Source organism: Salinicola salarius, from assembly GCF_003206135.1.
GTDB classification, from domain to species: Bacteria; Pseudomonadota; Gammaproteobacteria; order Pseudomonadales; family Halomonadaceae; genus Salinicola; species Salinicola salarius.
The window spans coordinates 205,380-223,461 of sequence record NZ_PZJT01000005.1; the positions used below are offsets into that span (position 1 = coordinate 205,380).

Here is an 18,082-nt window from a genome sequence, read left to right on the forward strand (position 1 = left end):
AAGCCACGAAATGAAAAGCCACGAAATGAAAAGCCGGTGCTGGGCGGAAAGGCATCCAGTCTATCAAGCGTTGGCGCGGCGGCCTATCGGCGAGGAGGCGGCCTCCCCGTTCCCGAATCTTCGCTAGGCGGGCTGGCGTGAAAATCGGCGATAGGTGAATTCGTCGTCGCGCCGGGAATCGACGATCGCCAGCGTCTGGATCTCGTCGTGATAGGGCGAAAGCTCGCAGACCGGGTCCATCTGGGTCGCGTCACCGGTCAGCATCAGAGCCTGACAACGGCAGCCGCCCCAGTCGATCTCGCGGCGGTCGCAGCTCTGGCAGGCGTCCGGCATCCAGGCGGTTCCGCGATAGGCGTTGAACGCGGGGCTTTCCTGCCAGATCTCGCCCAGGGCATGGTCGCGCACATTCCAGAACTCGAGACCGGGGATGGTCTCGGCGGCGTGGCACGGCAACACTTTCCCCAAAGGCGAGACATTGAGCGACTGACGCCCCCAGCCATTCATGCACGGCTTGGGCAGGCGCGCGTAGTAATCCGGCACCACGGCGTCGATCACCAGCTTGCCCTTCAGCCGCTCGCGGGCCGCTTCCACCAGTTCGAGGGCTTCCATCACCTGCTCCCGAGGCGGCATCAGCGCACCACGATTCTGAAGCGCCCAGCCGTAATACTGCGCGTGAGCGATCTCGAGGCGCCGCGCGCCCAGCGCCAGCGCCAGCTCGACCAGATCGGGAATCTGATGCAAGTTGGCACGATGGATCACGCTGTTGAGCGTCAGCGGCAGACCGACGTCGGTCACTTCCGCCGCAAAGGCGAGCTTCTTGTCGAAGGCCCCGGGAAGATTGGCGATATGGTCGTTGACCTTCGCGGTCGCCCCCTGCACCGAGAGCTGGACGTGATCGAGCCCGGCATCCGCCAGCGCCTCAAGCCGCGCGCGACTGATGTTGACGCCGGCGGTGATCAGGTTGGAGTAGAGGCCGTGCTCGGCACAGCTCGCCACCAGCGTTTCCAGATCCTGGCGCAGCGCTGGCTCACCGCCGGAAAGATGCACCTGCAGTACGCCAAGCTCGGCCGCCTCGGCAAAGACCCGCTGCCAGGTCTCGGTATCGAGTTCCTCGCGCTTGCGGGTCAGCTCGACCGGGTTGGAGCAGTAAGGGCACTGCAGCGGACAGCGATGCGTGAGCTCCGCCAGCATGCCAATAGGGGGTGGTTGCATCGAGGGCGACTGGCGCGCTTCCGGTTGGGAATTCATGCCACTTCCAGAACGTTCTTGGTGATCAGATCGGCGAGCATCGCTCGCACATCAGCGAGAATGCGATCCCGCGGCGCGGCGAACGCCTGCGCCAGATCGTCGACGATGGCAGCGACGTCGCGCTCGCCGTCGACGCGAGTGAGCACCTGCTGGGCAATCGGATCGAGCTGGAACACCCGCTCCGGCGCCAGCAGCACCCAGCCGCCACGGGCCTTGTCCTCACGCAGCCTCACGCCGCGCGGGATTCTTACCACGTCGCGCTCGGCAAGCGCCGGCACGCCGCCGGCATTGCTGTCGAGATGGGTATCGCTATCGGCACTCATCGGGCAAGCCTCCCGTGGTCATTCAGGCCGTCACTCAGGCGGCCATTCATGTAGCCACCCAGGCCGTCACCTTCGATCTCCTGCCCTTCGATGCCGCTGCCCCAGGCACCGGGCGGCACCTGACCCGATGAATTCGGGCCGGAGCCAACGTAGGCATGTTGAAGAGCATCGAGCATCGCCCACAGCACGCTGCACTTGAAGCGCAGCGCATCGATCACCGCCTGCTGCTGGTCGGCGCGATGCGCGTGGCGCTTGACGTAATCGAGCGCCATCTCGGCATCCCGCGGCGCCTGGGTCAGGCGCGGCTCGAAGTAGGCAAGCGTCTCGCGGGAGACGAAGTCGTAGTGTTCGAGCATGCCGCGCACCCGCTGGCCGATCACCATCGGCGAGAACAGCTCGGTCAGCGACGAGGCGATCGCCTCAAGCAGCGACCGGTCACGCACGAAGTGGGTATACGCCTCGACCGCGAAGCGCGTCGCCGGGAGGGTGCCCCGCGTCGAGACGACCAGCTCCCGCGACAGGCCGAGGCCATCGGTCAGTTTGAGCCAGCGTTCGATGCCGCCCTCGCCCGCCGCTTCGCCGTCATGATCGACCAGTCGCGAACGCCAGATTCGGCGTAATTCCGGATCGTCCAGCCTCGCCATCAAGGAGGCATCCTTGATCGGAATCATCGCCTGATAGTAGTAGCGATTGAGCGCCCAGGCCTGAACCTGACGCTTGTCGAGCTCGCCGTTCTGCAGCATCAACTGGAAGGGGTGACGATGGTGATAACGGGTCTCGCCGACCTCGCGCAGTCGGGCTTCCAGCGCCTCGACGCTCAACGGTTCGGTCAAATCCGGATGATTCTCGAAGGTCAGGCTCAACAGCTCAACTCCATACCGTCGTAGGCGATCTCCCAGCCGGCGCGTTCGGCCGTCTGGCGCTCGGGGGAATCCGCGATCAACACCGGATTGGTGTTGTTGATGTGGACGAAGACGCGCTGGCCCAGCGAGAGATCGGCCAGCGCCGCGATACTGCCCTCGGCGCCGGACATCGACATGTGGCCCATGCGGTTGCCCGTCTTGTGGCCGACGCCGGCGCGCACCATCTCGTCGTCGCGCCACAGGGTGCCGTCGAACAGCAGCAGATCGGCACCGTCGAGGCGCGCGGCCAGCGTCGGCGTCATCGCGGCGCAGCCGGGGATATAGTAGGCGCGCCGGTTCCCGCTGATCAGTTCGACGCCGACCGTGCTTTCTCCTTCGACACCGATCTCGACCTGGTCACCTTCGAGATAGAGCGCGGTCTTGCCCGGCACCGCGAACAGCCGGGCCTGCAGCCCGTCGAGCAGTGCAAAGGGCTGATCCAGGGCGATGGATTCACGGCTGACATGTTCGGGGTTCAGCACATCGAAGATCGGGCTGCCACGCAGCACATCCTGGATCATCGGCGTCGCCAGCAGCCGGAACGGCGAGCTCTCGCGAAGATTGAGCAGCCCGCCGACATGATCGACGTCGGCATTGGTCAGCAGCACGCTGGCGATCGGCGTATGCCGAAGGCCCTGGCGCGGATGCAATGCCGGCGTCTGTTGAATCTGTTTGAGAATATCGGGCGCGCAGTTGATCAGCGCCCAGTTTTCGCCGTCAACGCTAACGGCGATCGAGGATTGGGTCCGTGGCGTGACGCGCGGATCGCCCTCCCAGACCAGGCGGCACACGTCGCAGCGGCAATTCCACTGAGGCGAACCGCCACCGGCGGCCGCCCCCAGTACGCGCAGCTGCAGAGCAGCGCCGCCGCGCGCGTCTTGCTGCGGGTTCAAAATTCAGCGGGCATATAGTCGTTGATTTCCATGCCGACACAGATTTCCTTCACTTCCGGGGTCGTCCAGCTCATGAGGAGCTCCTTGCTTAACGGTTTGAGGGGCGGCGCCCTGAGCGGCGCCTATGGCGACGCTCGAGCGAGCGCTGCTTCATTCTAGTCAAAAGGTCGCCATTGCCCCAACGAATTTATTAGCAGGTAAATCATTTTTCACACTTCGCCCCCTGCGGCATCCGCCTTGCGATAACGGCCAACGTAGTCGAACAGTTTCTCTTCGACCCGCCAATGTCGGCCGCTCTTGCGGCCGATGACGAAGTCCGGCGCGCGCAGACGCCCCGCTTCGGCAGCCGCCTCCTCGGCCGAACCGGGCCGCCAGCCACTGCCCGGCGCGCGCAGATGCTGGCGTAGAAAGACGCGGTCGAAAACGTGCTGCTGTGCCGGCGTCTCCAATCCGAACCATTCGTTCAGCGTCTCGCCATCCTCGTCGTGGTAGGTCACCTTGAGCCGCGGCACGCCGCGCCCGTTGGTGGTCGCCTCGAGCTGCATGCCGCTGACCCTGAGCACCTTGGCATGACGCAGCTTGAGCGCATCGCGCAATTTGTCGTCCGGATCGACCAGGCGCTCGCCGCAATGGCCGCAGGCACGCGCGGCGATATCGTTCTCCCCGCCGCACTGCTCGCAGACCTTGAAGCGAAAACGAAAGGTGCATTGGCGTCGGCTTTCCAAGGCGCCCGAAGCCGCGCCCTTCCTTTCACCCGCGCCAGAAGCCGCGCCCTTCCCTTCACCCGCGCCAGAAGCCGCGCCCACATCAGGCTCGCCCGCCGGGTTTGACCTTCCGTCTTTCGCGCGGGGTTGGGCGCGATGGAGAGCGGCGCGTGTAGATAGCACCAGCCCTTGGCAACGCCGGCCGTGATGTTCGATCACGAAGTCGCCGTCGCGCTTGCCCCAGAAGGTATTGGCGAAGCCGCACTCCGGGCATTCGACCTGCACCGGCTCGCTCTCGCCGTCCGGGCGCGCCTGGGCAATCTCCGGCGCATAGAGCTCCCACGGGTTGCCGGCATAGTCGAGGATCAGGCAGTCGGTCTTTCCCGGCGAGAGCCGCAATCCGCGGCCGACGATCTGCTGATAGAGCCCCACCGATTCGGTCGGACGCAGAATAGCGATCACATCCACATGCGGCGCATCGAAGCCGGTCGTCAGCACCGCCACGTTGACCAGATACTTGAGCTTTCGCGCCTTGAACGCCGCGATCAATCGCTCCCGCTCCGGCCCCGGCGTCGCCCCGGTCACCAATGCACTCTCCTCCGAGGGCAGCAGCCCAAGCACTTCCTCGGCGTGCGCGACGGTGGCGGCGAAGATCATCACGCCCTGGCGATCGCGGGCGCGCTCGATCACGTCATGGATAATCTGGGGCGTGGCGCGGTTGCCCTGGACCACACCGTTGAGATCCCGCTCGGCGAACTGGCCGTTGCGCTGTGGCATCAGCTGCGAAAAGTCATAGAACGCCATGGCGCCATCGATGCGTCTGGGCTCGGCGAGATAGCCCTGACGCACCATCACCCGCAGCGGCTGCTCGAACACGCAGTCGCGGAAGAAGGCATCCTCCGGCCCTTTCACCATGCCGTGGTAGTGGCGGTGATAGAGAAACCCCTCGCCGAGGCGATACGGCGTTGCCGTCAGCCCCAACACCTTGAGGTTGGGCCGCGCTTCGCGCAGCCGCGCGATCACCTTCTCGTAGGTGGAAGCGCTGCGCTGGCGATCATCCTCGGCCTTTCCGGCACCGCGAGCCAGCGCCTCTTTTGAAATCGATAGGCGATGGCATTCATCGATCACCAGCAGCGTGAACTCGCCGGTGGCGAAATCCTCCAGCCCGTTGACCACCGACTGCACCGAGCCAAACACCACCTGGCGACCGCTTTCCTTGCGTCCCAGACCGGCGCTGAAGATGTCCGCCTCGCGTCCGTAGGCCAGGTACTTGGCGTGATTTTGCTCGACCAGTTCACGGACATGCGCCAGCACCAGCACCCGGCCTCGCGCGCGGCGTGCCAGCTCGGCAATGACCAGCGATTTGCCGCTGCCAGTAGGCAACACGACCACGGCCGGATCGTCGCTGCCACGGAAATGCGCGATGACGTTATCGACGGCTTGCGTCTGGTAAGGGCGGAGCTGGGGAAAGGCGTTGGCCGAGCGGGATCTGGACATGAACGGCATGGTACTCAGGTCGAGCCGTTCCGGGAATAGACGGATTGCGGTCGCCTACGCCTTTAGTGGCATTGCCACAAATGATCGTTTCGATCAGATTAGCAATCGTTTCGATCAATAGTGAATCACTCGCCACATATGGCGCACGGGAGTCCAGCTCATGAAACTGCTCGCCACGGTCCAGAAGGTTCCCGGGGGCCTGATGGTGGTTCCCCTCATTTTCGGTGCCGCACTCAACACCATAGATCAGCTCCACCTGTCATGGATCACCGCGATCCTGCAATGGCTCGGTGCGGGACAGACCGATAGCGGTCAATACGAATTCCTGCGTATCGGCGGCTTCTCCCAGGAACTGTTCAAGGATGGCGCACTGGTACTCATCGCGCTGTTCCTGTTTTGCTCCGGTAGCCAGATGAACCTGCGCGTGGGGGGCAAGGCGCTCAAGAAAGGCGCCCTGCTGGTCACTGCCAAATATCTGACCGGCCTGGCGGTAGGCGTGGGGCTAGGGCTGGTGTTCGACCCGATCGACGGGCTGCTGGGCCTCTCGACTGTGGCGATCATCGCTGCCATGACCAACGGCAACGGTGGCATGTATGCGGCACTCACCAGCCAGTACGGCAACCGCTCCGATACCGGCGCGGTGGCGATTCTGTCGCTCAATGACGGGCCGTTCTTCACTCTCATGTCGCTCGGGCTGCTGGGCTCCCAGTTCCCGGTCATCGCCTTCATCGCCGTGCTGCTGCCGATTGCGCTGGGCATGCTGCTGGGCAATCTCGATCGCGACATTCGCGCCTTCCTCAAGCCCGGCGAAATCCTGCCGGTACCGTTCTTCGCCTTTGCCCTGGGCGCGAACATGAACCTGGCGGCGTTCTTCAACCCTGAGGTCGTGGGTGCCGGCCTGCTGCTGGGCGTCATGACGACCGTACTCACCGGCGGCGTGGGCATCCTGGTCTTCAGACTGTTCCGCGAATCCAGCGTCATCGCCCCGGTCTCCGAAGCGACCACGGCGGGCAACGCCGCCGGCACCCCGGCCGCCATTGCCGCAGCCGCTGCGGTCGCCGCCAACTCGGGCATGATGAGCGCGGCCGAAGCGCAGAGCTATCACGACCTGGTCAATATCGCGACGTCGCAGATCTCGATCGCCACGCTGACGACTGCCATCCTGGGGCCAATCGCCGTGATGCTGGTCGACCGCTGGCAGAAGAAACGCGGTATCGACGGCACCCGCGAGGACGAACCGCAGTCTCGTGTCGACGAGGATCTTGGCGTGGCACGCGACGGTTGAGCGACGTCGCTGCCGTATCGTGGCATGCTGAGACGCACGATATCATCCGGCGGCGCGCAAGCGCCGCGATCCTGGAGCCTTCATGAACATTTCTCTGCTCTACGGCAAGGGTGAGCTGGCACTCGACCTGCCGGACGACACTTTCGTCGTCGAACCCACGACGCAGCACGCGATGGAGAATCCCGAAGCCGGGGTGCGCGAAGCACTCTCTTCGCCGATCGGCACCCCGCCGCTCAAGGAGATGGTCAAGGCCAGCGATCGCGTCGCCATCGTGATCAGCGACATCACCCGGCCGACGCCCAATCATCTGCTGGTACCGCTGCTGATCGAAACGCTCGATCACGTGCCGCATGAAAACTTCGTCATCATCAACGGCACCGGTACTCACCGCGACCAGACGGTCGAGGAGCTCCGCGGCATGCTGGGCGACTGGGTGGTGGATCACATCGAGATCATCAACAACCACTGCGACAACTACGATGAGCTGGTCAACGTGGGAGACAACAGCTTCGGCTGCCCTTCCTGGCTCAATCGGCGATGGGTCGAGGCCGATTTTCGTATCGTCACCGGCTTCATCGAACCCCATTTCTTCGCTGGCTTCTCCGGCGGGCCCAAAGGGGTGATGCCGGGCATCGCGGGTCTCGAGACGATCATGACGTTTCACAACGCCCGCATGATCGGCGACCCGCGCTCCACCTGGGGCAACATGGACGACAATCCGCTGCAGGCGATGACCCGCGAGATCAACGCGCTGTGCCCGCCCCATTTCATGCTCAACGTCACGTTGAATCGCGACAAGGCGATCACTCGGGTGTTTGCCGGAGACCTCACCGAAGCGCACCGTCAGGGTTGCGAACACGAGCTGGAACACGCCATGGTACGCGCCAGCCAGCGCTTCGATGTTGTGATCACCGGCAATTCCGGCTACCCGCTCGACCAGAATCTCTACCAGGCGGTGAAAGGAATGAGCGCCGCGCACAAGATCGTCAAGCGTGGTGGCACCATCCTGATGGCCTGCGAGTGTTCCGATGGCATTCCCGATCACGGCAAGTTCGCCGAGATTCTCGCCATGGCAGACTCTCCCCAGGCACTGCTCGAAATGATCGAGGATCCGGAGTTCGCCATGCTCGATCAGTGGCAGGTGCAGAAGCAGGCGGTCATCCAGAGCTGGGCCGACGTGATGCTCTACTCGACGCTGAGCGACGCCCAGGCGCGCGCCGCGCTGTTGGAGCCCGTCCACGACATCGCCGAAACGCTGCAGGCGTTGAAGGCACGTTACGGCGAGGAAATGTCGATTGCCGTGATGCCGCTGGGGCCGCTGACAGTGCCGTATGTCGATGACTGATCAGACCGACAATTGAATCAGGTCGATGACTGAACGGCTGGCCGATAATCACACGACGGGAGGGATCCCATGACCTCGATGGTTCGAACCGAACGGATCGACGCCTTGAGCGTGGACGCGGCGCCGCCGTCGCGTCCGCACAGCGTTTCGCTGACCGCCGACGTGGCCCAGGGCGCCGAACTCGACGCCAAGCTCGAGCGGCTGCACCAAGTGCTTCGCGACATGGACGATGTCGTGGTGGCGTTCTCCGGAGGCGTCGACAGCACCTTTCTGCTCGCCATTGCCCTGGAGACGCTGGGCCGGGAACGCGTCCTGGCGGTCACCGCCGATTCGGAATCCTATCCGTTCGAGGAACTCGATGCCGCCCGCGAGCTGGCCCGGCGCCTGGAGGCACCGCACCGCGTCATCGAGACTTCGGAGATCGCCATCCCCGGTTACGCCGAGAACGATGCCAACCGCTGCTACTACTGCAAGTCCGGTCTGTTCACCCATCTGGCACCGATCATGGTCGACGCGGGATTCCATAACATCGTCTTCGGCCTGATCGCCGACGACGACGGCGAGCACCGCCCCGGTACCCAGGCCGCCCGCGAATATGGCGTACGCGGCCCGCTGCACGAAGTCGGTCTTTACAAGGCCGAGATCCGCGAACTCTCCCAGGCTATGGGCCTGCCGACCTGGAACAAGCCCTCGCTGGCCTGCCTGTCGTCGAGGGTGGCCTACGGCGAGCGCATCACGCTGGAGAAGCTCGAACGGATCGCCGAGGCCGAACGCCGCATCAGGGCCTTGAACATCGGTCAGCTTCGCGTACGCCATCACGGCGAACTGGCGCGGATCGAAGTGGAACCCCAGGACATGGCGACGGTGCTCGAACATCACGACCGGCTGGTCACGGAACTCACGGCGCTGGGATACGCCTGGGTGACGCTGGATCTGGCCGGCTACCGCAGCGGCAGCATGAATCGCCTGCTGCCTTGAATTCGGCCCGACAGGATATGGCATGACCGAACGCTCTGACCGCCCCATTTCTGATTTGGGGTTCGCCCGCGTCGATCACGATCGCGAAAACCGTAACGGCGTTCCCGAAGTCGTGTTCGGCGAGGGTAAACAGGCCGACCAGATCAGCGCCATCGTCGGGCGCCTGATTGATCGACACCAGCGAGCGCTGGTCACTCGTCTCGACGCCGAGCGTGCCGAGCGGGTACTCCTAGAGCATCCCGCCGGGCGCTACGACCCGACCAGCCGCCTGCTTTGCTGGGGCGCTCCGCCGAAGCGCCTCCCCGGCACCGTGGCGGTGATCTGCGCCGGCACGTCCGACCTGCCCGTGGCCGAAGAAGCGGCGGGCACCCTCGAATGGCTTGGCGTCAACGTCGCCCGGCTCAACGACGTCGGCGTTGCCGGGCTCGATCGACTGCTGGCGCATCGCGAAGCGCTGACCCGGGCCGACGTGCTGATCGTGATCGCCGGCATGGAAGGCGCGCTGCCCAGCGTAATCACCGGGCTGGTGCGCAATCCGGTGATCGCGGTGCCGACCTCGGTAGGCTACGGCGCCAGCCTGCAGGGCGTCACCGCCCTGCTCGGCATGCTCTCGGCATGCGCCACCGGCATGAGCGTGGTCAACATCGACAACGGCTTCGGCGCCGCCTGGCAGGCGGCCAACATTCTCTCGCTGCTCGAGCGAGGTCCCGATCCCCGTCCGGCCTGTTTCGAGGAGCCGCGTCGCTCATGAAGACGCTTCATATCGACTGTACCTTCGGTATCGCCGGCGACATGCTGCTGGCGGCGCTGGTAGATCTCGGCGCCGACCTGGACGATGTCACCACGGCGTTACGCCGCTTGCCAATCGACCCTTTCGAACTCGATACCCGGCCGGTGGATCGCTGCGGTATCCGGGCGCGGCTGCTCGGAATCAAGCTTGAATCCGATGGCGACGATCACGGCCATGGCCACGACCACGATGCTTCGCACTCGCACGAACACGAACACGAACACGAACACGAACACGAACACGAACACGAACATCATGATCATCCCCACCGCCTTGCGGGAGAGATTCTGACGATGGTCGCCGACGCCGATCTCCCCCCCCGGGTTCGCCGCCGGGCGACGGCGATCTTCACCGCGATTGCCGAGGCCGAGGGACGAATCCACGGTATCGATCCGGCCGAGGTACACCTGCATGAAGTGGGGGCGATGGACTCGATCATCGACATCCTCGGCGTCTGCTTCGCGCTGGAAGCACTCGATATCGATACGATCACCGCGACCCCGGTGCCGGTGGGATACGGTGTGGTCACGATGGCGCACGGGCGCTTCCCGATCCCCGCGCCGGCGACGCTGGAACTGCTCAAGGGCGTGCCGCTGTCCACCTTCGAGGCTAATGTCGCGGGCGAGCTGACCACGCCCACCGGCGCCGCGTTTCTGGCGACGCTGGTGGAGTCATTCCGCGCCGCTCCGGCAGGCACGCCGATCGGGATCGGCTACGGTGCCGGCAATCGCGACTTTCCTCATCCCAACGTGCTGCGCGTCATCTCGATGGAAAACGCGACAGTCTCCCCGGAGCGCGAGATCATCGCGGTGCTGGAGTGCCAGCTCGATGACGTCACCGGAGAGCAGTTGGGCCACCTGATGGGCGTACTGCTGGAAGCTCGGGCGCTGGACGTGTTCTACACCCCGGTCACGATGAAAAAGTCGCGCCTGGGAACCCTGATCACGGTACTGGCCCCCTGTCACGAAGCGGACCGCCTGGAGCAGCTCATGCTGCTTCACTCCTCGACGTTCGGCGTGCGGCGCCACCAGACCAGCCGACGGCGCCTCGAACGCCGGATCGAACTCGTCGAAACCGAATGGGGCACGGTACGGGTGAAGATAGGCACGCTGAACGGCCGGGACATCCGTGTCGCGCCGGAGTATGAGGATGTTCACCGGCTGGCGCTGGCGCACGACTGCAGCGTGGCCGATGTCCATTCAGGCGCTATAGCGGCCCACGCCAGACTGAAGACGTCACATCTGTCCCGAAAGTGATCGATCCACTCAAAAAAGCTCGCTTACCGATCAGCTGCATCCAGTTTTATCCCTGAAGATGAATCATTTTTACGCAAACGCACCACTTTCGTCGACTTGCCTTTTGTGATTGAAACGATCATTTTATAGAGCAATATTCTATCGATTCGATCAAAAATGACGATTAACACTCTCCCCCCCGACATTCATCCGCCTGAAAGTGCTCTGACATCTCTGCTGATTCTGGCCGACGATCTCACCGGCACCGCAGACTCCGCGATTGGCTGCACCACGCTGGGCCTGTCGACCGACGTCATGCTGTCCACCACGACCGTCGGTCACAGCGACGCGACAGCTATCGATATGGATTCCCGGGCCTGCGATCCTGCCGAGGCCGCCCGGCGTCACCGTACCTGCCTGGAACAGTGGACAGGCCGTTACCACTATCTGTTCAAGAAGGTCGACTCGACGCTACGCGGCAATGTTGCCGCCGAAATCGCGAGCCTGGTTCCCGGTGCCGGCATGGCGATCGTCGCACCGGCCTACCCGGCCACCGGAAGAACCACGCGTGATGGCCGCCAGTGGCTTCACGAGCGCCCCGTCGAAGAGACCGAAGTCTGGACCAACGAAGGTATTCGTGGCCGCGCGGATCTGGTCGAGATGCTGGAGGGCGCCGAGCTGAAAACACGCCGACTCGACCTGTCGACGCTCTACGAAGCGGATGCCGTGGTGTCGGAAACGTTGCGTCAATATCAGCAGGACGGCGTCCAGGCCGTCGTTTGCGACGCGCTGACCGATGTCGATCTAGAGCGTCTGGCAACGCTGTCCGCACCGCTCGATGACGTATTCTGGGTCGGTTCGGCCGGGCTGGGACTGGCACTGCCGGCGGCGCTGGGGCTCGCCGGCACGTCGGCCACGAACCGTCTCCCGCGAGAACCACGTCGGCGCCCGACGATGATCGTGATCGGCAGCATGAGCGGCATTTCGCATGCGCAGGCCGACGCGCTGATCGACGCCAACCCGACTATCGAGGTGATCGAGATCGATGCCGCCGATCTCGTTGGCGAGGCACGTGACGACTCGCTCTCGCCCACTCTGGCATCGGTCACCCGACGCATTCAGCAAACGCTGCAAGCCGGGGACGACATCATGGTTCGCCTGTCCCAGCCCGACGATCGCAACGCCGCGGACGGACCCAGGCTCAGCGTCCGGCTCGGCGAGATACTCGCGCCGCATCTGGACACGGTCGATCGACTGATCGCCACCGGAGGCGCTACCGCCAGAGCGTTACTGACAGCGGCGGACATTACCCGGCTAGGTCTCGTCGATGCACCCGATACCGGGATGGCGCGACTCCAGGCCGGGTATCGCGGCCGGACGCTGGAAGTCATTACCAAGGCAGGCGGCTTTGGCGACACTGCCGCCTTCGCCCGGATGTGGCATGACGCAAAAGCCGCTACCCCTTTTCAGGATTCAGCAGAGGATACGAGCATGACCGACCGCCCCATCATCGGCATCACCATGGGCGACGCTGCCGGCGTCGGCCCCGAGATCATCGTCAAGGCGCTCGCCCAGGACACGGTCCACGACGCGTGCCGTCCGCTGGTCATCGGCGATGCCGGGCGCCTGCGTCAGGCCATGGAGATCGTCGGTTCCACGCTTCAGTTGCATGTCGTCGAGACTCCCGCACAGGCGCGATTCGAGCGCGGCACGCTCGAGTGCATCGATCTCGGTCTGATCCCCGCCGACCTGCCCTGGGGCAAGGTCTCTCCGATCGCGGGCGATGCCGCCTATCAGTACATCGCCAAGACCGTGGAGTTGATCGAAGCCGGCGAGCTCGATGCGATCTGCACCGCCCCGCTCAACAAGGAAGCCCTGCATGCCGGCGGCCACATCTTCCCGGGCCACACCGAACTGCTGGCGCACCTGACCGACACCGAGGAAGTCTCGATGATGCTGGTGACACCGAAGATGAAGGTGATCCACGTCACGACCCACATCGGCATCATCGACGCCATAGCGCGCATCGAGCCGGGGCTGGTCACGCGTACCATCGAGCGCGCCCATGAAACGCTGGTACGCGCCGGCCAGACGAATCCGCGCATCGCGGTGTGCGGCATCAATCCCCACGCGGGGGAGAACGGTCTGTTCGGCTATGGTGAAGAGGAAGAAAAGATCGTGCCGGCCATCGAGTCACTGCGCCAGCGCGGCTGGGATGTCGAAGGCCCGCTGCCCGCCGACACGCTGTTCTTCCGTGCCGGTCGTGGCGACTTCGACTGCGTGGTGGCAATGTATCATGATCAGGGCCACGGCCCGGTCAAGGTGATGGGCCTCGAAGCCGGCGTCAACGTCACCGTTGGCCTGCCTGTCGTGCGCACGTCAGTGGATCACGGAACCGCCTTCGATATCGCCGGCAAGGGCATTGCCGACGATCGCAGCCTGATCGAGGCGCTTCGTCAGGCCGTGGAACTGGCGAGCCGTCACGACGCCAACGCTTGAGGCCCATCTCGATCGTCAACGATCCATCGATACCAGGAGAGACATATGCCGATCATCGGTTTCGCAGGACTCGGACTCATGGGCGCCGGCATGGCCGGCAATATCCTCAAGGCGGGTTATCCGCTCAAGGTACTGGCGCATCGTAATCGTCAACCCATCGACGACCTGGTTGCCAAGGGTGCCGAGGAAGCGGCCAGCGCGGCCACTCTGGGCGCCGAGTGCGATATCGTCTTCCTGTGCGTGACCGGCGCGCCTCAGGTCGAAGCACTGATCGATGGCGAGCATGGCATCCGCGCCGGCGCCAGGCAGGCGGGACGGGACAACCTCGTCATCGTCGACTGCTCGACGTCCGAACCGACGCTGACGCGCAAGCTTGCCGAGTCGCTGGCCACGGATCGTATTTCGATGATCGACGCCCCGCTCGGCGGCATCCCGGCGCAGGCCGAGAGCGGCGAACTCCAGGCGATCATCGGTGCCGACAAGGCTACGCTCGAGCGAGTGCGCCCGGTCATCGCAACCTGGGCCGCCAGGATCATGCACGTAGGCCCGGTGGGCGCCGGCCATACCATGAAGCTGCTCAACAACTTTCTCGCCATGGGTTACGGCGCGATCTTCGCCGAGGCGCTGACCATCGGCGCCAAGGCCGGCATCACGCCGCAGACGTTCGATAGAGTCATTCGCGGCTCGCGCATGGATAGCGGCTTCTACCGGACCTTCTTCCAGTACGTGCTGGAGCGAGACCGTAACGCACATCGCTTTACCCTGGCGAATGCCCACAAGGACACGCGCTATCTCGCCGCGCTGGCCGAAGCCATGGAGGTGGAGGCAGGTGTCGCCAAGGCGGTCCGCGATCTCTACGCCAGCGCCGAATCCCAGGGTGACGGCGAGAAGTACGTTCCCGAGCTCTCCGATATCGTTGCGGCGCGTCATCAGTTGTCTCTGGGCGATTGATCCATCGATGGGTCAGCGATCGGCGGCCGTGAGCTCCAGACCCTGGCACAATAGGCGCCGAGACTAGCCAAGAGACGAAGCTCGAACCCGCCCAGGCGGGTTCGTTCGATTGCGGAGGATTACATGAAAGTCGCCAAACGCCGCCACGACATGCTGGAAGCCGTCCACGCCGGCATTACCAGTATCGAGGCGTTGTGCCGCCACTTCGGCATTTCCGAGGCGACCGCTCGTCGCGATCTCGGCGCGCTCTCCCAGCAAGGGCTGCTGGTTCGTACCTACGGCGGCGCTGCCACGACGATTGGCCAGCGCGAGCCCGAATTGACGCTGGAGCAGCGACGCATGCGCCAGGGTGACGTCAAGGCACGCCTCGCGGCCTGCGCACTGACGTGCATCAAGGACGGCGATACGCTACTGCTCGACGGAGGCACTACGACTTCGGCGCTGGCGGCTCGGCTCAATGAACGGCGCGGCCTTCACGTCGTGACCAACAATATGGCAGCGCTTCCCTGGCTCACGCAGTTGCCGGAAGGGCACACCACCGTTCTCGGTGGAGACTTGCGCGCTTCGAGCATGACCGCCTATGGCCCGCTGGCGCACGCCGCGCTCTCGCGTCTGACGGTCGATCGCCTGTTCCTCAGCGCCGACGGCATCACCGAACTGGGCCTCTGCGAGGCGAGTCCGGAACAGGCGTGGCTAAAGGAAGCGATGATTGCGCGTGCCGCGGCAGTCTATGTGATGGCCGACGCCACCAAACTGGGTCACGCCAGTCAGCAGCACTGGACGCCCTTCCCGCACCATTGGACGCTGATCACCGACGCCACCGACGAGCGAATCGATGCATTCAGAGCCCTCGGCGCTTCGGTCCTGCATCCATCGGCAACGGAAACCTGACCGTCTTGGCGCCCTGCCTTACAATAAGGTCATGGCGCTGCCGCGCCCACGCCATGACTCTGCCCGGAGCGTCTTCATGCAGTCTGACACATCACACGAAGCCCCCACCCCGCTCGAACGCTATATCGAGCAGCTGCGCGCCATGGAGATCGACATCGAGGCCATGGACGCCCAGGCGGCGCGCATTCGTCAGGACAATCTCGAGTTCGTGCTGGTCGTCGCCACCGACGAACCGGCATTCTTCCAACTGATGCTGCCCGGCGTGTGGCAGGCTGCCGCGGCCACCAATCGCACGTTGCTGCTGGAAACCGCCAACGACGTGATGAATACGCTGAAAGCCGCCAAGCTGGTCGTGCACAACGAGGCCGTTCACGTCAGCGTCGAACAGTTCGTCGAGGGGCCGGACCAGGGCGTCGCGCTGATTCCCGGATTGCTGGAACTCCTCAAGAGCGCCGTGGCCGAATTCCAGGAACGTCTCGGCATGGGCGAGGCGCCGCGCGTACACTGATGCCCAGGCCGGCGTGTCGGCGACGATGCGCTCGCCATTGCCCCGCTCAATTTCGATAAGGAGATCACCATGGCCGAATCCACCCACTTCGTGGTCATTGCCGAATTTCGCATCAAGCCGGGCCAGGTGCCGGCCTTCCTCGCACTGGCCCACAACGATGCCAGCGAGTCCCTGGCCAACGAGGAAGGCTGCCTGGCATTCGACGTGCTGACGCCGGAAGGCAGCGAAGACATCGTCGTTCTGCACGAGGTCTATCGCGACCGGAACGCCTTCGAGCATCACATGCAGATGCCGCACTACCCGCCGTTCAAGGAAGGCACCGCTCCGCTGCTCGATGGCGAGCCTTCGGTACGTTTCTTCTACACCGCTACCCTTCCCGAGTAAGCCCATCGAAAAGAGGTGCCTGGCCGCCTCTGCTGGCCGCGAGCCTTGGCTCGCGGCTACACTCGGCGATCCATGAGCCTAACCGGACGCCGCCGCATGCCCCCGAACGCCCCGCTGGTCACTTTTGGCCCTACGCCGCTATCCCTCGAATCGATCATTGCTCTGGCTGAACGCCGCGCCGAGTCGACACTCGAGGCCGATCCGCAGTGGCGCGCCAGGATCGACCGGGGCGCGGCGGTCGTCGACGGCTTGCTGGACCGCGAGGGGCAGATCTACGGCATCACCACCGGTTACGGCGATTCCTGCGTTACCGCCATTCCGCTCTCCCAGGTCGAAGCGCTGCCGCGCCAGCTCTATACCTTTCACGGCTGCGGGTTGGGCCGCTTTCTCGAACCCGAAGCGGCGCGGGCAGTGCTCGCGACGCGTCTGCAGTCGCTGTGTCAGGGCGTCTCCGGCGTGCGCTTCACGCTGCTCGAGCGTCTTCACGCCTGTCTACAGGAAGATCTGCTGCCCAAGATCCCCGAAGAGGGCTCGGTGGGAGCCAGCGGCGACCTCACGCCGCTTTCCTACGTGGCCGCCCTGCTGTGCGGCGAGCGCGAGGTGATCTGGCGGGGTGAAACACGAACGGCAGCCGAGGCGCACGCCGAGCTGGGCTGGGAGCCGCTCACGCTGCGACCCAAGGAAGCGCTGGCACTGATGAACGGCACGGCAGTCATGACCGCGCTGGCGTGCCAGGCCTTCGGCCGCGCCGAATATCTGCTGAAGCTCGCCACCCGCATCACCGCGCTCAATGTGGCCGCTCTGCGCGGCAACCCCAACCATTTCGAGGCGAGACTGTTCGCGGCCAAACCGCACCCCGGCCAGTCTCGTATCGCCGCGTGGCTGAGAGCCGATCTGGAACTGGAAAATCTGCCGCCGCGGCAGCGCCTGCAGGACCGCTACTCGCTGCGCTGCGCGCCGCATGTGCTGGGCGTGCTGGCGGATAGCCTCGGCTGGCTGCGCGGCTTCATCGAGACCGAGCTCAACAGCGCCAATGACAACCCGCTGATCGATCCTGACGTCGGAGACGTCATGCATGGCGGTCACTTCTACGGCGGCCATATCGCCTTCGCCATGGACAGTCTCAAGACGTTGACCGCCAACGTCGCCGACCTGCTCGACCGCCAGCTCGCACTGCTGGTCGACACCCGCTACAACCACGGCCTGCCGAGCAATCTTTCCGGCGCGCCGGCCGAACGCGCGATGATCAATCACGGCTTCAAGGCGGTCCAGATCGGCGCCTCCGCCTGGGCCGCCGAAGCGCTCAAGGGCACCATGCCCGCCAGCGTCTTCTCCCGCTCCACCGAGTGCCACAACCAGGACAAGGTAAGCATGGGCACCATCGCCGCCCGCGACGCCCTGCGAGTGCTCGAACTCACCGAACAGGTCGCCGCCGCCGCGCTGCTGGCGGCATTGCAGGGGGTACACCTGCGCAGCGATCCGCTGCCCGCGCCGCTCGCCGAGATGGTTGGTGCGCTGCGCGAAGATTTCGCCACGGTAGTCGAAGATCGCGCGCTGGATGGCGAGCTCAGGCGGTGTCTCGAGCGGATACGGGCGCGGCATTGGATGCTTTATCCGGAAACCTGAAAGGCGGTCACAACGGACTCAGC

The 18,082-nt window shown here is 64.5% G+C and carries 17 protein-coding genes; 11 read left to right on the plus strand and 6 right to left on the minus strand.

Annotated elements, in window-relative coordinates; genetic code table 11:
* Positions 1–123 precede the first annotated feature (123 nt).
* From pqqE to DOM32_RS06365, 6 genes are all read right to left on the minus strand, one after another.
* Positions 124–1,248, minus strand: coding sequence for a pyrroloquinoline quinone biosynthesis protein PqqE (gene pqqE, locus DOM32_RS06340; protein ID WP_110632350.1), 1,125 nt, complete (start codon positions 1,246–1,248; stop codon positions 124–126).
* The gene (gene pqqD / locus DOM32_RS06345; RefSeq protein WP_071232746.1) at positions 1,245–1,571 is read right to left on the minus strand and encodes a pyrroloquinoline quinone biosynthesis peptide chaperone PqqD; all 327 of its coding nucleotides are present in this window, start codon (positions 1,569–1,571) and stop codon (positions 1,245–1,247) included. Before pqqD ends, pqqE begins: the two co-directional genes overlap by 4 nt.
* Positions 1,568–2,434: a pyrroloquinoline-quinone synthase PqqC gene (gene pqqC / locus DOM32_RS06350; RefSeq protein ID WP_208625324.1), complete on the minus strand. Its 867-nt coding sequence runs from the start codon at positions 2,432–2,434 to the stop codon at positions 1,568–1,570. The genes pqqD and pqqC overlap by 4 nt, the downstream gene beginning before the upstream one ends.
* Positions 2,431–3,366 (minus strand): pyrroloquinoline quinone biosynthesis protein PqqB, encoded by a 936-nt coding sequence (gene pqqB, locus DOM32_RS06355; protein ID WP_244179825.1) that lies wholly within the window; start codon positions 3,364–3,366, stop codon positions 2,431–2,433. The genes pqqC and pqqB overlap by 4 nt, the downstream gene beginning before the upstream one ends.
* A complete protein-coding gene (gene pqqA, locus DOM32_RS18355; protein WP_075569317.1) occupies positions 3,363–3,440 on the minus strand; it encodes a pyrroloquinoline quinone precursor peptide PqqA in 78 nt (25 codons plus the stop codon). The genes pqqB and pqqA overlap by 4 nt, the downstream gene beginning before the upstream one ends.
* 135 nt (positions 3,441–3,575) lie before the next feature.
* Positions 3,576–5,576 (minus strand): DEAD/DEAH box helicase family protein, encoded by a 2,001-nt coding sequence (locus tag DOM32_RS06365; protein WP_420876612.1) that lies wholly within the window; start codon positions 5,574–5,576, stop codon positions 3,576–3,578.
* Positions 5,577–5,727: 151 nt separating this feature from the next.
* Between DOM32_RS06365 and DOM32_RS06370 the strand changes: the two genes are divergently transcribed.
* From DOM32_RS06370 to DOM32_RS06420, 11 genes are all read left to right on the plus strand, one after another.
* The gene (locus tag DOM32_RS06370) at positions 5,728–6,852 is read left to right on the plus strand and encodes a 2-keto-3-deoxygluconate permease (RefSeq protein ID WP_110632353.1); all 1,125 of its coding nucleotides are present in this window, start codon (positions 5,728–5,730) and stop codon (positions 6,850–6,852) included.
* An 82-nt stretch (positions 6,853–6,934) separates the two neighbouring features.
* Positions 6,935–8,197, plus strand: a complete 1,263-nt coding sequence (larA, locus tag DOM32_RS06375; protein WP_110632355.1) for a nickel-dependent lactate racemase — start codon at positions 6,935–6,937, stop codon at positions 8,195–8,197.
* A gap of 69 nt (positions 8,198–8,266) precedes the next feature.
* On the plus strand, positions 8,267–9,175 hold the full coding sequence (larE, locus tag DOM32_RS06380) for an ATP-dependent sacrificial sulfur transferase LarE (protein WP_208625325.1): 909 nt from the start codon (positions 8,267–8,269) through the stop codon (positions 9,173–9,175).
* Positions 9,176–9,197: 22 nt separating this feature from the next.
* A complete protein-coding gene (gene larB, locus DOM32_RS06385; protein WP_110632358.1) occupies positions 9,198–9,926 on the plus strand; it encodes a nickel pincer cofactor biosynthesis protein LarB in 729 nt (242 codons plus the stop codon).
* Positions 9,923–11,221: a nickel pincer cofactor biosynthesis protein LarC gene (gene larC / locus DOM32_RS06390; RefSeq protein WP_157957026.1), complete on the plus strand. Its 1,299-nt coding sequence runs from the start codon at positions 9,923–9,925 to the stop codon at positions 11,219–11,221. The genes larB and larC overlap by 4 nt, the downstream gene beginning before the upstream one ends.
* 156 nt (positions 11,222–11,377) lie before the next feature.
* Positions 11,378–13,699, plus strand: a complete 2,322-nt coding sequence (gene pdxA / locus DOM32_RS06395) for a 4-hydroxythreonine-4-phosphate dehydrogenase PdxA (protein WP_110632364.1) — start codon at positions 11,378–11,380, stop codon at positions 13,697–13,699.
* Between the two features lie 45 nt (positions 13,700–13,744).
* Positions 13,745–14,650, plus strand: a complete 906-nt coding sequence (locus DOM32_RS06400) for an NAD(P)-dependent oxidoreductase (RefSeq protein ID WP_110632367.1) — start codon at positions 13,745–13,747, stop codon at positions 14,648–14,650.
* A gap of 123 nt (positions 14,651–14,773) precedes the next feature.
* Positions 14,774–15,541, plus strand: a complete 768-nt coding sequence (locus DOM32_RS06405) for a DeoR/GlpR family DNA-binding transcription regulator (RefSeq protein ID WP_110632370.1) — start codon at positions 14,774–14,776, stop codon at positions 15,539–15,541.
* Positions 15,542–15,617: 76 nt separating this feature from the next.
* Entirely contained in the window at positions 15,618–16,049 is a 432-nt protein-coding gene (locus DOM32_RS06410; protein ID WP_071232745.1) for a hypothetical protein, read from the plus strand.
* Between the two features lie 69 nt (positions 16,050–16,118).
* Positions 16,119–16,433 (plus strand): putative quinol monooxygenase, encoded by a 315-nt coding sequence (locus DOM32_RS06415; RefSeq protein WP_110632373.1) that lies wholly within the window; start codon positions 16,119–16,121, stop codon positions 16,431–16,433.
* A gap of 96 nt (positions 16,434–16,529) precedes the next feature.
* Positions 16,530–18,059 (plus strand): HAL/PAL/TAL family ammonia-lyase, encoded by a 1,530-nt coding sequence (locus tag DOM32_RS06420; RefSeq protein WP_110632376.1) that lies wholly within the window; start codon positions 16,530–16,532, stop codon positions 18,057–18,059.
* Positions 18,060–18,082 lie beyond the last annotated feature (23 nt).

Bases quoted from the DNA above. Each gene is read 5' to 3' on its own strand.
- pqqE (WP_110632350.1), bottom strand. From the start codon at position 1,248: ATGAATTCCCAACCGGAAGCGCGCCAGTCGCCCTCGATGCAACCACCC.
- pqqD (WP_071232746.1), bottom strand. From the start codon at position 1,571: ATGAGTGCCGATAGCGATACCCATCTCGACAGCAATGCCGGCGGCGTG.
- pqqA (WP_075569317.1), bottom strand. From the start codon at position 3,440: ATGAGCTGGACGACCCCGGAAGTGAAGGAAATCTGTGTCGGCATGGAA.
- DOM32_RS06365 (WP_420876612.1), bottom strand. From the start codon at position 5,576: ATGCCGTTCATGTCCAGATCCCGCTCGGCCAACGCCTTTCCCCAGCTC.
- DOM32_RS06370 (WP_110632353.1), top strand. From the start codon at position 5,728: ATGAAACTGCTCGCCACGGTCCAGAAGGTTCCCGGGGGCCTGATGGTG.
- larA (WP_110632355.1), top strand. From the start codon at position 6,935: ATGAACATTTCTCTGCTCTACGGCAAGGGTGAGCTGGCACTCGACCTG.
- larE (WP_208625325.1), top strand. From the start codon at position 8,267: ATGACCTCGATGGTTCGAACCGAACGGATCGACGCCTTGAGCGTGGAC.
- larB (WP_110632358.1), top strand. From the start codon at position 9,198: ATGACCGAACGCTCTGACCGCCCCATTTCTGATTTGGGGTTCGCCCGC.
- larC (WP_157957026.1), top strand. From the start codon at position 9,923: ATGAAGACGCTTCATATCGACTGTACCTTCGGTATCGCCGGCGACATG.
- pdxA (WP_110632364.1), top strand. From the start codon at position 11,378: ATGACGATTAACACTCTCCCCCCCGACATTCATCCGCCTGAAAGTGCT.
- DOM32_RS06400 (WP_110632367.1), top strand. From the start codon at position 13,745: ATGCCGATCATCGGTTTCGCAGGACTCGGACTCATGGGCGCCGGCATG.
- DOM32_RS06405 (WP_110632370.1), top strand. From the start codon at position 14,774: ATGAAAGTCGCCAAACGCCGCCACGACATGCTGGAAGCCGTCCACGCC.
- DOM32_RS06410 (WP_071232745.1), top strand. From the start codon at position 15,618: ATGCAGTCTGACACATCACACGAAGCCCCCACCCCGCTCGAACGCTAT.
- DOM32_RS06415 (WP_110632373.1), top strand. From the start codon at position 16,119: ATGGCCGAATCCACCCACTTCGTGGTCATTGCCGAATTTCGCATCAAG.
- DOM32_RS06420 (WP_110632376.1), top strand. From the start codon at position 16,530: ATGCCCCCGAACGCCCCGCTGGTCACTTTTGGCCCTACGCCGCTATCC.